This is a genomic window from Amycolatopsis sp. NPDC045836 (assembly GCF_056431745.1).
In genome coordinates, this window is sequence record NZ_JBWKKF010000004.1 from 151,084 (window position 1) to 166,337 (window position 15,254).

Here is a 15,254-nt window from a genome sequence, read left to right on the forward strand (position 1 = left end):
CACCCGTGGCGTGGCCGAGCCCGTTCCGGGGTGCGGGGTTCGGCCGACTCCACCCCTTCGCGTTCTTGTCAGGGCGCCAACAAGGCGGCAAGGTGTACCGGTGTAGGTCTCTCAGCACCGAGAGGAGCCGGCCGTGCCCAAGGTGACCACCGCCCTGCGCGAACGCGTCCCGCCGCTGACCTCCATCCCGCTCCCCCGTGCCGTCGACCGGCGGCTGCTCGGGCAGAGCTGGCCGGTCCGCGAGCTGACCACCCCGCCGCCGGGCAGCGGGCTCAAGGCCATTCCCGGCGACGACGGGGCGCCGCTGATCGGGCATTCGCTGGACTTCATGCGCTTCGGCGTCGACTGGGCGCTGCGCCGCCACGAGACCTACGGGCCGGTCTCCTGGATGGGTGCCTTCGGCCGCCGGATCATCAGCCTGTCCGGGCCCGAGGCCACGCAGATCGCGCTGGTCAACAAGGACAAGGCGTTTTCCCAGCAGGGCTGGAACTTCTTCATCGAGAAGTTCTTCCACCGCGGCCTGATGCTGCTCGACTTCGGTGAGCACCACGCCCACCGCCGGATCATGCAGTCCGCGTTCACCCGCGACCGCCTCGCCGGGTACGTCGGGCAGATGGGACCGGCCCTGCGCGACGGGATCGCCGCCTGGGCACCGGGTTCGCGCCCGCGGCTGTACTGGTCGCTCAAGCGCCTGACGCTCGACGTGGCCGGCCGGGTGTTCATGGACATGCCGAGCACCGGCGGCGCCACCGCGGCCCGGCTCAACCGCGCGTTCGTCGACTCGGTGCGCGCGGGCACCGCGATCGTGCGGGTCCCGGTGCCCGGCGGGCGCTGGGCCGCCGGGCTCCACGGCCGCCGGGTGCTCGAACGGTACTTCCGCGAGAACCTGCCCGCCAAGCGGCGCGCCGACGGGGAGGACCTGTTCTCCGCGCTCTGCCACGCCACCACCGAGGACGGCGAGCGCTTCTCCGACCAGGACGTGGTCAACCACATGATCTTCCTGATGATGGCCGCGCACGACACCACCACGATCACCAGCGCCGCCGCGGTGTACTACCTGGCCAAGCACCCGGAGTGGCAGGAACGCGTGCGGGAGGAGTCGCTGCGCCTCGGTGACGCCGTACCGGATGCCGCCGCGCTCGGTCAACTGTCCACACTGGAACTCGTGGTCAAGGAGTCGCTCCGGCTGCTCGCCCCGGTGCCGTCGCTGGTCCGCAAAACCCTGCACGACACCGAAGTCCTGGGCTTCCACGTGCCGGGCGGCTCGCTGGTCGGGGTGTCCCCGGCGGTCAACCACTTCGCGCCCGAGTGCTGGACCGACCCGATGCGCTTCGACCCGGAGCGGTTTTCCGAGGCGCGGCGCGAAGACCGCAGCCACCGCTACGCCTGGATGCCCTTCGGCGGCGGGGCGCACAAGTGCATCGGGCTGCACTTCGGCGTGTTCGAGGTCAAGGCGCTGCTGCACGAGATGCTGCGGCGGTTCCGCTGGTCGGTCCCGGCGGACTACCGGGCGCGCTGGGACTACGTTTCGCTACCGGTCCCGGCGGACGGCCTGCCGATCCTCCTGACCAGGCGATAAACTGTCACACTGAGAGTACCCGTTCGAGTACCGATCATCACCCTTTCAGCCGGTAGACACTCTGCTTGCTGCATGATGACGTGGCATGACTCTTGGCTGACTCGTGCCCGTGGCGGGCGGAAACCTCCCCGCACCGGCGGTGAGCTGGCCTTTGCATCACATGAAGAGGTGGAGTGTGCCGAGACCTGGTGACGCGCCAGGGTTGGTGGAGATCGCCCGCAGGTGGGCGGCCACATTGGCCGACACGGAAGGAGTATCGCTTCCGCGCGAGGAACTCGAGGGAAGCTTGCTCTCCTTCGCCGAAGAGCTGCGCGCCGACACCGATCCCGCGCGGGAGGGCGCCAAGCGCCGGTTCGCCAAGCTGTATTCGGCCTCCCCGCTGGGCATCGCGCTGGCCGACGAGGAGGGCGTGGTCGTCGAAGCGAACCCGGCGCTGGGCCGGATGCTCGGCCGCCCGCCGGAAACGCTGCGCGGCACGCCGATCCCGAGCCTGGCTTCGACGGTCAAGGGCGCCGCGACGCTGAGCACCGGCCTGGCCGAACTCGCCACCACCGACCTCTCCCTGTACCGCCAGCTGCTCGTGCTGTCCAACGCCGAGGACGACCCGCTGTGGGTCAACATCACGCTGTCCCAGCTGCCCGCCGACCACGGCGACGCGGTGTTCCCGGTGCTGATGGTCGAGGACGTCAACGACCTGCACCTGCTGCAGGAGCGGCTGCGCCACCAGACCCTGCACGACTCGCTGACCGGGCTGCCGAACGCGCTGAGCTTCTCCACCAAGCTCGACACGGCGGTGGCCGCGGACGCGGCGGGCCAGCTCGCGCTGGTGTACCTGGACATCGACGGCTTCAAGGTGATCAACGACGGCCTCGGCGCCGGGCTGGGCGATCAGGTGCTGCGCACCGTCGGCCGCAAGCTGGGCACCGTCTTCGCCGAGCACAACGCCTTCATCGCCCGGCTCTCCGGTGACGGGTTCGCGGTGCTGCTGCAGGGCGAGCTGAACGCCACCGAGGTGATCGCGCTGGTGCAGCAGGTGCTCGACGAGCTGACCGAGCCGGTCTACTACGCCGAACTCGGCATCGGCGTGAGCGCCAGCGCCGGCATCGTGGTGCGCAAGGCGGCCGGCGGCTCGGCCGACGACCTGCTGCGCGCCGCCGAGATCGCGCTGCACCGCGCCAAGGAGGCGGGCAAGGCGCAGTGGATGCTGTTCGACCCCGAACTCGACGCGCGGGACCGCAACCGCTACCGCCTCGGCGCCACCATCGCCGGCGCGCTGGAGAACGGCGAGTTCTCCCTGGTGTTCCAGCCGACGGTGAAGCTGGCCAAGCAGGAAGAGCTGGCCGTGGTGAACGCCGGGCTGCGCTGGAACCACCCGGAGTTCGGCGATCTGGAGTCCGAGGACTTCTACCCGCTGGCCGCCACCACCGGCATGATGATCCCGCTCGGCCGCTGGCTGCTCACCGAATCGCTGGCGGCGACGGCGCGCTGGCGGGAGAAGTTCGGCGGCGCCGCACCCGAGGTGTGCGTGCGGCTGCCGTACCGGCTGGCCACCGACCCGGACCTGGTGCTGCTGGTCAAGGAGGAACTCGACCGCAACGACCTGCCCGCGGGCGCGCTGCGGTTGTGCACGGACGGCCCGTCGGTGCTCGACCCGAACGGTGAGGTGATCGACTCCCTCGCCGTGCTCGCCGACCTCGGCGCGCACCTGGTGCTGGCCGTGTCCGGCAGCGCGGACCTGGAGCTGATCCGCACCCACCAGCTGCCGGTGCGCCACGTCATCCTCACCGGCGAGGTGGTCGACGCGCTGGCGAGGCACGACGACGAGGTCGCCGCCCGCCACCTCGGCCAGCTGGTCGCCCGGGCCAAGGAGATGGGGCTGCGCATCGGCGCCGAAGGCGTCAAGAACGCCGCGCACGCCGAACGGCTGCGCTGCCTCGGCGTGCTCGCCGGGCGCGGCCCGTTCATCGCCGAATCGGCCACCACCGCCGACGTCGAGGAGCTCATCGGCCGCCACGCCGGGTGAGCACCGCCCCGCCGCGCGCGCAGCCCCCGGCACCGGGGAGGATCGGCGGCGACCACGCGCACGGCAGAGGAGTGCTTCATGCAGCAGGGAGACCTGGCCCCGGACTTCACCCTCGACGACGACCGCGGTGAACCGCGCACGCTGTCCGGGCTGCTCTCCGACGGCCCGGTGGTGCTGTTCTTCTACCCGGCGGCGATGACCACCGGCTGCACCGCGGAGAGCTGCCACTTCCGGGACCTGGCCGCCGAATTCGCCGCCGTGGGCGCGCAGCGGGTCGGGATCAGCCCGGACGGGGTGGCCAAGCAGCAGCTGTTCGCCGCCACCCACGGCTTCGACTACCCGCTGCTGTCCGACCCGGACGGCGCGGTGGCCACCCGATTCGGCGTGCGGCGCAAGTTCGGGCCGCTGCTGACCAAGCGGCACACCTTCGTCATCGACACCGACCGCCGCGTGCTCGAAGTGATCAAGAGCGAGCTGCGCATGGGCGTGCACGCCGACCGCGCGCTGGCCGCGCTGCGCGCCCGGCGCACCGCCTGATCAGAACGAGTACCGGCGCACCCGCTCCGGGTGGATGATCAGCCGGAGGTGTTCGTCGGCCAGGATCCCGGCGAGCTGTTCGGCGCGGACCGGGTCGCCGAGGTCCCAGTACCGGGCGGCCAGGCGGCGGATCAAATGCGCTTCTCCCGGCTCGAACGTGGTGCGACCGGCCACCGAGACCCAGCGTTCGCGTTCCCCCACCGGCGCGGCGACCACGAGCGACGCGCGGGGGTCGCGGCGCAGGCTCGCCACCTTCGCCGAGTCCGATGTCGTGAACAGCTGGATCTTGCCGTCGTCGGTGACCTCGAACCACACCGGCCGCGGCTGCGGCGGGACCGGCCCACCGGCCACGGTCAGGAAGCCGTGCAGGGGGCGCCGGAGGAATTCGAGGTCCTGCTCCGTCAGTGAACTCATGCCGCCGATTCAACCCGGCCCGCTCGGACGAGCCCATAGGTGAGAAGCCGGATCGCCTGTCCGTTCGTCTAACCTGACTCACGTGGACGTGTTCAGTGACCTCATCCGCGGGGTGCGGGCCCACGGCTCGCTGTTCGGCAGTTCGACCCTGACCCCGCCGTGGGCCCTGCACTTCGTCGACGGCGCGCCGCTGACCCTGTGCACCGTGCTGACCGGGGCGGGGTGGATCGTGCCGGAGGGCCGCCCGCCCGAGCCGCTGCGTGCCCGCGAGACGATCGTCGTGCGCGGGCCCGCGACGTTCACCTTCGTCGACGAGGTCGGCACCCGGGCCGAACCGGTCGAGTGCGGTGAGCACTGCTCGACACCCGAACTGGGTGGCACCCGGCACCGGCTCGGCTGGCATGAAGAGGCCCGGGAGGGCGCGACGACGCTGATCGTCGGCGCCTACCCGGTGCGCGGTGAGATCAGCCGCCGGTTGCTCGACGCGCTGCCCGTGGTGCTGCGGGTGGACGCCGACGGCACCGCCGACCCCGTGCTGGACCACCTGGCCGCCGAGGTCGCCATCGACACCCCCGGCCAGCAGGTGGTGCTCGACCGGCTGCTGGACTGGCTGCTGGTGTGCACCCTGCGCGGCTGGTTCGACCGGTCCGGCAGCCGGGCCCCGGGGTGGTGGTCCGCCCAGCGGGACCCGGTGGTCGGGCACGCGCTGCGCCTGCTGCACGCCGAACCGGCGGCGCCGTGGACGGTCGCCGCGCTGGCCGAGCGCACCCGGGTCTCGCGGTCGACGCTGGCCAAGCGGTTCACCGAGCTGGTCGGCGAACCACCGCTGACCTACCTCACCCGCTGGCGGATGACCCTCGCCGCGGACCTGCTCGCCGAACGGGACACCGCGACCATCGCCGACGTCGCCCGCCGGGTGGGCTACGCCGACCCGTTCGGCTTCAGCGCGGCGTTCAAACGGGTCCGCGGGGTCAATCCCAGCGAATTCCGCGCCGCGGTCAGTTGACGATCACGCTGTCCGGGATCGGCTTGTCGTTCTTCAGCGCGTCGAACAGCAGCTCGGACTTCTTCTTGTCCCAGTTCTCCGCCGACGCCGAGGTGACCGGCACGGTGGTGGTGACCACCCCGCCGCTGGAGATGCCGCGCATCGCGAACGCCAGCCCGACCAGGTTGTGCAGGTGGTCGCCGGAGTCCATGGTCAGCGCTTCCGGCGCCTCCGACAGCAGCGGGAACAGGTAGAACGGGTTGAGCAGGGTGCCGGGGCTGGCCATCTCGGAGACCATCGCGCCGATGAACTTGCGCTGGTTGGCCACCCGGTCGAGGTCCGAACGCGGGGTCGCGCTGCTGTAGCGCATGCGCACGAAGCTCAGCGCCTGCGCGCCGTCGAGTTCCTGGCAGCCGGCGGCCAGCTTCGCCCCGGTCATCGAGTCGTTCATCTCGGTCTCGATGCACATCTCCACCCCGCCGATGGCGTCGACGATGTTCGCGAAACCACCGAAGCCGATTTCCGCGTAGTGGTCGATGCGCAGGCCGGTGGCGCCCTCCACGGTCTTGGCCAGCAGCTGCGGGCCGCCGAAGGAGAAGGCCGCGTTGATCTTGTTGGTGCCGTGGCCGGGAATCTTCACCTGCGAGTCGCGCGGCAGGCTGAGCAGCGTCGGCGGGGTGTCGTTGTCCGGGATGTGCGCCACCATGATGGTGTCGGTCCGCTGCCCGGCGGTGTCCCCGGTGGACAGCCGCGCCTCGTCCTCCGGGTCCAGCCCCGCCCGCGAGTCCGAGCCGACCACCAGCCAGTTCGTGCCCTCGGCGGCGGCCGGGCGGCCCTCGTAGTCGGCCAGCGCGTCGATCCGGTTGATGGAGAACTCCAGGTACACCCACACCGCGGCGAGGAAGACCACGAAGACCATCAGCAGGCTGAGCAGCACCTTGCCGGGGCGCCGGGGACGGCGGCGCGGCAGGCGCTCACGCAGCGGCGGGCGCGGCGGCCGCTCCGGGCCGCGCGGCGGCGGCTCGGCCTCACGCGGCGGCACCGGGGCGCGCATCGTCGGCTGGGGTGGCCGGTGCTGCTCCTGGCGCGGCGGGTACGGCTCGCGCCGCGGCGGCTGCTCCCGGCCGGGGATGGGCAGCATCTGCGCCCGCTGGTGCTGCCGCGGGCCTCGGGGGGCCGGGCGGGGTTCCTGCCCGCCGTAGTCTCCGCCGTAGGTCATCAACTCACCGATCCCTGCCGTCCGATTCGCCTGCGGTGTCCAGTGAACCGCAACCCGAGAAGGAGGACGTGCGACACCCCCGTCCGGTTGTGCCTACCGCCCGAACGACAGCTGCCGCACCTTGAGGTACCCGGACCGGAACCCGGCTTCGGAGTAGGCCAGGTAGAACTCCCACATCCGCTTGAACACCTCGTCGAAGCCGAGGCCGGACACCTCGGCCCAGCGCCGGGTGAACCGCTCGCGCCACTCGCGCAGGGTGCGCGCGTAGTCCTGGCCGAACTCGCGGGCCGCCCGCAGCTTCAGCCCGGCCTGCTCGGCGAGCCCGGTCTCGATCGACTCGGGTGAGGGGATCAGCCCGCCGGGGAAGATGTACTTGTGCATCCAGGTGTAGGAGGAGGCGCTGGCGAGCATCCGGTCGTGGTCCATGGTGATCGCCTGCAGCCCGAGCCTGCCGTGCGGGCGCAGGCGCCTGCCGATGGTGTCGTAGAAGGCGGGCCAGTAGGCCGCGCCCACCGCCTCGATCATCTCCACGCTGACCACCGCGTCGTAGTCGCCGTCGGCCTGCCGGTAGTCGCGCAGTTGCACGTCCACCCGGTCGGCCAGCCCGGCGCCGGCGATGCGCCGGGTGGCCAGCGCCGCCTGTTCCGCCGAAATGGTCAGCGAGGTGACCCTGGCACCGCGCTGGGCGGCCCGGATGGACAGTTCACCCCAGCCGGTGCCGATCTCGAGCACCTCGCTGCCCGCGCGCACCCCGGCGTAGTCGAGCACGCCGTCGATCTTGCGGCGCTGGGCGGTGGTGAGGTCCTCCCCCGGTGAACCGTACAGCGCAGACGAATACGTCATCGTTTCGTCCAGGAAGGTGGCGAACAGGTCGTTGGACAGGTCGTAGTGGCGGTGGATGTTCTGCCGCGCACCGGCCACCGTGTTCGCCTCCTCCGGCGGCTGGCGCCGGTCGACGAAGCGCCGGAACCGCTGCAGCACCGGCGGGATCAGCGTGGCCGTGCGCTCGGCGAACGGGGTGAGCACCTCGGCCAGCGCGTCGGAGGTCCAGTCCCCGGCCATGTACGCCTCGCCGAAGCCGATCTTCGCGTCCACCCCGAGCCGGTGGAAGAACGCGGCCGGGCGGCGCAGGTACAGGCGCGGGGCGCCGGGGCCGCCCGCGCCGAGCCAGCGCCCGCCCGGCAGCACCACGCGCACGTCGAGCGGCCGGACCGCGCGCCGGAACAACGCTTCGGCGATCTTCGCCCGGAACGGGGAATGCGGCGGGGTGGCCAGTTCACCCCACGCCCCGCCGCCCGGCGCCGCCGCATCGACCCTGGAACCCGTCACGGTGAACATCCCCTCCCCGGTGCCTACAGCGGCATCCGCAGCCGCTGGGTGGCCGGCCTGGTCCACGCGTCGGTCAGCATGCCGTCCGCCGGCGGCAACCCGAGTGCGTCCAGGGTGAAAGCACAGACCAGCCTGGTCCACACCGGCGCGCGGCGCACCATCGCGTGCCCCTCGTCGGTGACCTCGAACCGGGCGATCCGCGAAGCGGCGGTCTCGGCCCGGCTGCCGAAGCCGTGGGAGTCGGCCGGGCTGGTGATCGAGTCCTCGGTGCCGTGCGCGATGAGCACCGCCCGGTCGCGCACACCGGAGACCGGTTCACCGGGCGGGGTCCACGGCGCGAGCGCGCACACACCGGCCACCGCCGGGTCGTCGGCCACGCGCAGCGCCACCCGTCCGCCCATCGAGTGGCCGACGAGCACCACCGGCACCCCGGGGTGCTCGTCGTGGATGCGCGCGAGCGCCCAGCGGGCGTCCCGCACCGCGTCCAGCTCGGGTGCGTTCCAGCCGCGCACGCGGTTGCGCAGCAGCCGCACCTCGACGCCGTGGCGGGCGGTGGCCCGGTGCACCGACTTCGCGATCGGGACCATCCGGAGGTAGGCCAGGCGCCACGGGCGCACCACCGCCCGGCCGCGCTCGGCGCCGCCGTGCAGCACCAGTACCACCGCGCGCACTGGTCCGCGGGCCCGGCGAACGGTGACCGCGGGCTGCCTGCCGGGTTCTTCCCGCACCGCCCACCTCCTGCTCCGATCATGGCAAGGTTGCCCTCGCAGTTGCCTTGTAATTGCCTAGTAGCCGACCATTCCCACGAAGGGACGATGTGGTGAGCACCACTTCATTCGCCGACCTCACCGCGGCCGCGCTGGACCGGGCGCGCGCGGACAACGCCGGCGCCGTCACCGAAGCCGCCCGGCTGATCGTGCGCACCATCCGGGCGGACGCGCTGGTCTTCACCGCCGGGGCCGGGCATTCGCTGGCCGCGGTGGCGGAGACCTTCTACCGCGCCGGCGGGCTCGCCAACGTCTACCCGCTCTACCACGAGGAACTGCTGCCGCTGCACGGCGCGCAGCGCAGCACCGGGGCCGAGCGGCGTTCCGGGCTGGCCGCCGAGGTGCTCGCGGCCAGGGCCCCCGGCCCGGAGGACCTGCTGGTGGTCTTCTCCACCTCCGGGGTGAACCCGTACCCGGTGGAGCTGGCCGTGGCCGCCCGCGAAGCCGGTGCCCCGGTGATCGCGGTCAGCTCGCGGGCCTCGGTCGCCGCGGCCCCGCGGCGGTCGGCGAGCACGCTGGTCGAGCAGGGCACGATCGTGCTGGACACCGGCATCCGCCCCGGTGACGCCAGCTACCCGGAGGAGAACCCGGTGACCGGGCCGCTGTCCACCGTGGTCAACGCCTTCCTGTGGAGCCAGGTGCTGACCGCGGTGCTGGAGCAGGCCGCCGCCGAGGGCGTCGAGGTCCCGCTGTGGCGCAGCTCCAACGTCGACGGCGGGGACGCCGCCAACGCCGCGTTGTTCGAGCGGTACCAGCCGCGGGTGCCGATGCTCGGCTGAGCCCGCCCCGGTTCACCGGCGCCCGCTCAGACGCGAGCCGGGTCGCCGGTGAACTGGGTGCGGTGCAGTTCGGCGTAGCGGCCGCCGGCGGCGAGCAGTTCCTGGTGCGTGCCGCGTTCGACGATGCGGCCGCCTTCGACCACCAGGATCAGGTCGGCCGCGCGCACGGTGGAGAGCCGGTGCGCGATGACCAGCGCGGTCCGCCCGCGCAGCGCGTCCGACAGCGCCTCCCCCACGGCCGCTTCCGAGGACGAGTCCAGGTGCGCGGTGGCCTCGTCGAGCACGAGCACCCGCGGGCGGGCCAGCAGCAGCCGCGCGATGGTCAGCCGCTGCCGTTCGCCGCCGGAAAGGCGGTAACCGCGTTCCCCGACGAGGGTGTCCAGGCCGTCGGGCAGCGAGGCGATCACCTCGGCCAGCCGTGCCCGCTCCAGCGCGTCCCACAGCTCTTCCTCGGCCGCGTCCGGGCGCGCGTAGCGCAGGTTCGCGCGGATGGTGTCGTGGAACAGGTGACCGTCCTGGGTGACCACGCCGACCGCCGAGCGCAGGTCCGGGAAGCTCAGGTCGCGAACGTCCACACCGGACAGCCGCACCGCGCCGGAATCCACGTCGTACAACCGGGGCAGCAGCGAAGCGATGGTCGACTTGCCCGCACCCGAGGAACCGACGAGCGCCACCATCTGCCCCGGCTCGGCGCGGAAGCTGATGCCGTGCAGCACCTCCTCACCACCGCGACCGTCCACAGTGGCCACTTCCTCGAGCGAGGCGAGCGAATACCGGTCCGCCGCCGGGTAGCTGAAGCGCACGTCGTCGAACTCCACCGAGACCGCGCCGGAAGGCAGGGCCTCCGGCTCCGGCTTCTCCTTGATCATCGGGTCGAGGTCGAGCACCTCGAAGATGCGCTCGAAGGAGACGAACGCGGTCATCACGTCCACCCGGACGTTGGCCAGCGCGGTCAGCGGGGTGTAGAGCCGGGTCAGCAGCAGCGCCAGCGCGACCACCGTGCCCGCGGCCAGCTGCCCGTGCAGCGCCAGCCAGCCGCCGAGGCCGTAGACCAGGGCCAGGGCCAGGGCCGAGACCAGGGTCAGGCTGGTCATGAACCAGCGGGTCAGCATCGCGGTGCGCACGCCGATGTCCCGCACGCGCCCGGCCCGCGCGGCGAACTCCTGCGCCTCGGCCTGCGGCCTGCCGAACAGCTTCACCAGGGTGGCGCCCGGCGCGGAGAACCGCTCGGTCATCTGCGTGGTCATCGAGGCGTTCAGCCCGGAGGCTTCGCGCTGCAGCGCGGCCATCCGGCGGCCCATCCGCCGCGCGGGCAGCACGAAGACCGGCAGCAGCACCAGCGCGAGCAGGGTCACCTGCCAGGACAGCGCCAGCATCACCACCAGGGTCAGCACCAGCTGGATCGAGTTGGTCAGCAGGCCGGACAGCGTCGCGGTGAAGGTCCGCTGCGCGCCGATCACGTCGTTGTTCAGCCTGCTCACCAGCGCGCCCGTGCGCGTGCGGGTGAAGAACGCCACCGGCATGCGCTGCACGTGCTCGAACACCACGCGCCGCAGGTCGAAGATCACGCCCTCCCCGATGCGCGCGGACTGCCACCGCTCGGCCAGGCCCAGGGCGGCGTCCAGCACGGCCAGCCCGGCGATCGCCAGCGCCAGCCACACCACCACCGACGCCTGCCCGCCGCCGGTGATCACGTCGACCACCCGGCCGGCCAGCAGCGGGGTGCTCACCGCCAGCACCGCGGAGACCACGGTCAGCCCGGCGAAGACCGCCAGGCGCCGCCAGTGCGGCCGTGCGAACACCGCCACGCGTTTCACCGTGCCCCTGGCCAGCCCGCGCGGCGCCTCACCGGCCCGCATCGCGCTCATCATCAGCGACCACGTGTTGTCCATCGACCGTCCTCCGCCCCAGAACCTCAAGTAACATAGAGGTTTTCACCCGATATGCCCTGGACAACGGTGAAATTCCGCTTCTTGTTCCCGATCGGGCGGATTTCCGGGTGCCCGGCTCGGTAACCTGCACCCACAGGAAGGTCTCCGGGGCGAAGGTGAGCGAAAGCGCGTGGTCCGTCAAGTTTGGGAGGGCCCGCGGCGGCTGTTGTCCACGCGCCCGCTGGCCGTCGATCTCGCCGTCTACTCCGCCTGCGCGGTCTACGCGCTGATCCTGTCCCGCACCAACGAGTTCTACGGTTTCCGCATCTGGGGCGGTTTCGCCACCGCGGCCTACGGGCTCGCCTTCGCCCACACCGCCTGGCTGCTCGCGGCCGGGCGGCGCGGTGCCGGTGCCGGTGCCGGTGCTGGTGGCTGGTGGCGCAGCCGCTGGCTCGGGGTGGCCTGCGTGGGCGTGCTCGGCATGCTCGCGCCGCTGCTGACCCTGGTCTTCCGGCGGCTGACCGGGGTGGACTGGCTGGCCACGCCGTGGTCGTGGAGCGCGCAGCCCGAGGTGTGGGTGATCGAGCGCTCGGCCACGCTCCTGCTCGAGCACGGTACGCCGTACGTGAACGTGCACGCGCTCGGCCGCCTGCCCGAGGTCAACGACTACACCCCGTACGGCCCGGTGATGGCCGTGTTCGGCCTGCCGCGGGCGTTGTTCGGCCACGGGCCGTTCACCGACGCGCGGCTGTACTTCGCCCTCACCGCGGCGGTGTGCGCGTGGGCGAGCCTGCGCCTGCTCGGGCGCCCGCGCGTGCCGGTGCTCGCCGCGCAGCTGGCCGCGGTCTTCCCGCTCACCGCGCTGACCTTCGCGGTGGCCGGGCCCGACCTGGCGATCATCGGCCTGGTGGTGCTCGGCACCGCGCTCGCCGCGCGGGACCGCCCGCTGGCCGCCGCCGCGGTGATGGCGCTGGTGGTCAGCGCCAAGCTCACCGCGCTGCCCGCCGCGGTGGTGGTCGCGGTGCTGATCGCCGCCCGCCTCGGCGCTCGCGCGCTCGGCACCGCCACCCTCGCCTTCACCGGCGTGTGCGCCACGGTCAACCTGCCCGTGCTGCTGACCGGCCCCGCCGCCTTCGCCGAGCACGTGGTGCGGTTCCCCGCCGGGCTCGGCGCGGTCAGCTCACCGGCGACGAGCCCGTTCCCCGGCTACCTGCTCGCCAGCACCGGCGAACTCGGCCACCTGCTGGCGATCGCGCTGCTGGTGGCCGCGGCGCTGGCGCTGAGCTGGTGGCTGCTGCGGCGGCCACCGGTCACCGGGGCGGACGCGATGTTCCGCATCGCGGTGGGGCTGGGCACCTCGATCCTGCTCACCCCGGCCACCCGGTTCGGCTATCTGGTGTACCCGGTGGCCCTGTTCGGCGCGATGCTGTGCTTTCCGCGTGAAACCCCGGACGAGCGGATTGTTACTTCTTCTTGACCCTGGTGGCCCCGCCGCGCCCGCGCAGCTGCACGCCGGATTCCGAAAGCACCCGGTGGACGAATCCGTAGGACCGTCCGGTGGACTCGGCCAGCGCGCGAATGCTCGCGCCCTTCTCGTATTTCTTCTTCAGGTCAGCGGCCAGCTTGTCGCGCGTGTTACCGGTGATCCGCGCGCCCTTCTTCAGGTCAGCCACGTCTCTCCGCCTTCCGCATGAGCGTGTTCTGGGCCACATTCGACCCCTGCCGCCGCAATGATCGAACACTGAGCCGCGGAATGCCAGACGACAGGCGAAAAACCTGCGAAACCGCTATGACATTGGGCCATTCCAGTGTTTGTCCAACATCAACTAACCACATGATCAACGCGATCCGGTGGTTTCGGCGGCGAAGTACCTCAGGCCAGTTGCACCAGTTCCAGATAGTCCGCCGACCAATGGTCCTCGGTGCCGTCGGGCAGCAGGATCACGCGCTCGGGTTCGAGCGCCTCCACCGCGCCGGGGTCGTGCGTCACCAGCACCACCGCGCCGCTGTAGGTGCGCAGCGCTTCGAGCACCTGGGCGCGGCTGGCCGGGTCCAGGTTGTTCGTCGGCTCGTCGAGCAGCAGCACGTTGGCGGCGCTGGAAACCAGCCCGGCGAGCGCGAGGCGGGTCTTCTCGCCGCCGGAGAGCGTGCCCGCCGGCTGGTCCAGCTGCTCACCGCTGAAGAGGAAGGAGCCGAGCAGGTTCCGCAGTTCCTGCGCGCCGGTGTCCGGCGCGAGGTGCCGGATGTTCTCCCAGACGCTCGCGTCGTGGTCGAGGGTTTCGTGTTCCTGGGCGTAGTAGCCCAGCCGCAGGCCGTGCCCGGGAATGGTTTCCCCGGTGTCCGGCCGCTCCATGCCGCCGAGCAACCGCAGCAGGGTGGTCTTGCCGGCGCCGTTGAGCCCGAGCACCACCACTTTGGACCCGCGGTCGATGGCCAGGTCCACCCCGGTGAAGATCTCCAGCGAACCGTAGGACTTCGACAGCCCCTCCGCGGTGAGCGGGGTGCGCCCGCACGGCGCGGGCGCCGGGAACTTGATGTGCGCGACCTTGTCCGCCTGGCGGGTCTCGTCCAGGTTGGCCAGCATCTGCTCGGCGCGGCGGGCCATGTTCTTCGCGGCCACCGCCTTGGTCGCCTTGGCGCCCAGCTTGGCCGCCTGCTGCTGCAGCGCGGACGCCTTCTTCTCGGCGTTGGCGCGCTCGCGGCGGCGGCGCTTCTCGTCGGTGGCGCGCGCGTCGAGGTAGCGCTGCCAGGTCATGTTGTAGTGGTCCAGCTCGCCGCGGGTGGCGTCGAGGAACCAGACCTTGTTGACCACCTCGGCGAGCAGTTCCACGTCGTGGCTGATCACCACCAGCCCGCCGTCGTGGGCCTTGAGGAAGCCGCGCAGCCAGGTGATCGAGTCGGCGTCGAGGTGGTTGGTCGGCTCGTCCAGCAGCAGGATGGTGTCCGAGCGGCCGCTGGCACCGGCCTCGGAGGCGGCGAACAGGATGCGCGCCAGTTCCACCCGGCGGCGCTGGCCACCGGAGAGGGTGCGCAGGGTCTGCGCCAGCACGCGGTCGGCGAGGCCGAGGTTGGCGCAGATGCGCGCGGCTTCGCTTTCGGCCGCGTACCCGCCCCGGGCGGCGAAGCGCTCCTCGAGCCTGCCGTAGCGGCGGATCGCCTTGTCGCGTTGGTTCTCGTCGACCAGTTCGGACATCGCCGACTGGGCCTTCTCCATGTCCCGCAGCAGGGCGTCGAGCCCGCGCGCGGAGAGCACGCGGTCCTTGGCGGTGACCGACAGGTCGCCTTCACGCGGGTCCTGCGGCAGGTAGCCGAGCTCACCGGTGTGGCGGACCTCACCGGCGTAGGGCTCGCCCTCGCCGGCGAGCACCTTCAGCGTGGTGGTCTTGCCGGCGCCGTTGCGGCCGACCAGGCCGATGCGGTCGCCCTGCTGGACGCGCAGCGCGGTGTCGGCGAGCAGGATGCGGGAGCCGGCGCGCAGCTCCAGGCCGGAGGCCGTGATCAAGGGAAACTCCCCAGGTGAGAGGTGGTGGATTCCGGGCAGCGGCGGATGCCCCGCGGTGCGTTCACGCGGGCGGCACGCTATTCCAGGAGGATGTCCACGACCCCAGTGTACGGTCCCCGTCCAGCGGTTTACCCCGGGCCATGACCTGGATCACCCCGGCCGGGGGGGGGGGGGGGGGGGGGGGGGGGGGGGGGGGGGGGGGGGGGGGGGGGAGGGGGGGGGGAGGGGGGGGGGGGAGTTTCGGTGGGC

At 72.1% G+C, this 15,254-nt stretch carries 13 protein-coding genes; 6 read left to right on the forward strand and 7 right to left on the reverse strand.

Going from position 1 to position 15,254, the window contains the following annotated elements:
- The first annotated feature begins 133 nt into the window (after nucleotides 1–133).
- The 3 genes from AC07EG_RS08110 to AC07EG_RS08120 all read left to right on the forward strand — a co-directional run bounded on the left by AC07EG_RS08110 (nucleotide 134) and on the right by AC07EG_RS08120 (nucleotide 4,139).
- Nucleotides 134–1,579, forward strand: a complete 1,446-nt coding sequence (locus tag AC07EG_RS08110) for a cytochrome P450 (protein ID WP_478252304.1) — start codon at nucleotides 134–136, stop codon at nucleotides 1,577–1,579.
- A gap of 160 nt (nucleotides 1,580–1,739) precedes the next feature.
- Nucleotides 1,740–3,602, forward strand: a complete 1,863-nt coding sequence (locus AC07EG_RS08115) for a diguanylate cyclase domain-containing protein (RefSeq protein WP_478252305.1) — start codon at nucleotides 1,740–1,742, stop codon at nucleotides 3,600–3,602.
- Between the two features lie 78 nt (nucleotides 3,603–3,680).
- Nucleotides 3,681–4,139, forward strand: a complete 459-nt coding sequence (locus AC07EG_RS08120) for a peroxiredoxin (protein WP_478252306.1) — start codon at nucleotides 3,681–3,683, stop codon at nucleotides 4,137–4,139.
- Here the strand turns inward: AC07EG_RS08120 and AC07EG_RS08125 are convergent, their stop codons facing one another.
- Nucleotides 4,140–4,553, reverse strand: a complete 414-nt coding sequence (locus tag AC07EG_RS08125; RefSeq protein WP_478252307.1) for a pyridoxamine 5'-phosphate oxidase family protein — start codon at nucleotides 4,551–4,553, stop codon at nucleotides 4,140–4,142.
- A gap of 82 nt (nucleotides 4,554–4,635) precedes the next feature.
- On the opposite strand from AC07EG_RS08125, the gene AC07EG_RS08130 reads away from it, so the two are divergent.
- Nucleotides 4,636–5,559, forward strand: coding sequence for an AraC family transcriptional regulator (locus tag AC07EG_RS08130; protein ID WP_478252308.1), 924 nt, complete (start codon nucleotides 4,636–4,638; stop codon nucleotides 5,557–5,559).
- Here AC07EG_RS08130 and AC07EG_RS08135 read toward each other — a convergent pair.
- The 3 genes from AC07EG_RS08135 to AC07EG_RS08145 form a co-directional block, all read right to left on the reverse strand.
- Nucleotides 5,552–6,757 carry an LCP family protein gene (locus AC07EG_RS08135; RefSeq protein WP_478252309.1) on the reverse strand — a complete coding sequence of 402 codons (1,206 nt, stop codon included), beginning with the start codon at nucleotides 6,755–6,757 and terminating at the stop codon, nucleotides 5,552–5,554. The two genes, AC07EG_RS08130 and AC07EG_RS08135, sit on opposite strands and share 8 nt — an antisense overlap.
- A 93-nt stretch (nucleotides 6,758–6,850) precedes the next feature.
- Nucleotides 6,851–8,095, reverse strand: a complete 1,245-nt coding sequence (locus AC07EG_RS08140; protein ID WP_478252310.1) for a class I SAM-dependent methyltransferase — start codon at nucleotides 8,093–8,095, stop codon at nucleotides 6,851–6,853.
- Between the two features lie 14 nt (nucleotides 8,096–8,109).
- A complete protein-coding gene (locus tag AC07EG_RS08145; protein ID WP_478252311.1) occupies nucleotides 8,110–8,814 on the reverse strand; it encodes an alpha/beta hydrolase in 705 nt (234 codons plus the stop codon).
- Nucleotides 8,815–8,903: 89 nt separating this feature from the next.
- Between AC07EG_RS08145 and AC07EG_RS08150 the strand changes: the two genes are divergently transcribed.
- Complete coding sequence (locus AC07EG_RS08150; protein ID WP_478252312.1) at nucleotides 8,904–9,632, forward strand: sugar isomerase domain-containing protein; 729 nt, start codon at nucleotides 8,904–8,906, stop codon at nucleotides 9,630–9,632.
- 26 nt (nucleotides 9,633–9,658) lie between these two features.
- On the opposite strand, the gene AC07EG_RS08155 is transcribed toward AC07EG_RS08150, so the two are convergent.
- Entirely contained in the window at nucleotides 9,659–11,524 is a 1,866-nt protein-coding gene (locus AC07EG_RS08155) for an ABC transporter ATP-binding protein (RefSeq protein WP_478252313.1), read from the reverse strand.
- A 169-nt stretch (nucleotides 11,525–11,693) separates the two neighbouring features.
- Between AC07EG_RS08155 and AC07EG_RS08160 the strand changes: the two genes are divergently transcribed.
- On the forward strand, nucleotides 11,694–12,980 hold the full coding sequence (locus AC07EG_RS08160) for a glycosyltransferase 87 family protein (protein ID WP_478252314.1): 1,287 nt from the start codon (nucleotides 11,694–11,696) through the stop codon (nucleotides 12,978–12,980).
- Here the strand turns inward: AC07EG_RS08160 and AC07EG_RS08165 are convergent.
- A complete protein-coding gene (locus tag AC07EG_RS08165; RefSeq protein WP_005437638.1) occupies nucleotides 12,967–13,176 on the reverse strand; it encodes a helix-turn-helix domain-containing protein in 210 nt (69 codons plus the stop codon). The two genes, AC07EG_RS08160 and AC07EG_RS08165, sit on opposite strands and share 14 nt — an antisense overlap.
- Nucleotides 13,177–13,376: 200 nt before the next feature.
- Entirely contained in the window at nucleotides 13,377–15,005 is a 1,629-nt protein-coding gene (locus AC07EG_RS08170; RefSeq protein WP_478252315.1) for an ABC-F family ATP-binding cassette domain-containing protein, read from the reverse strand.
- Nucleotides 15,006–15,254: the final 249 nt, after the last annotated feature.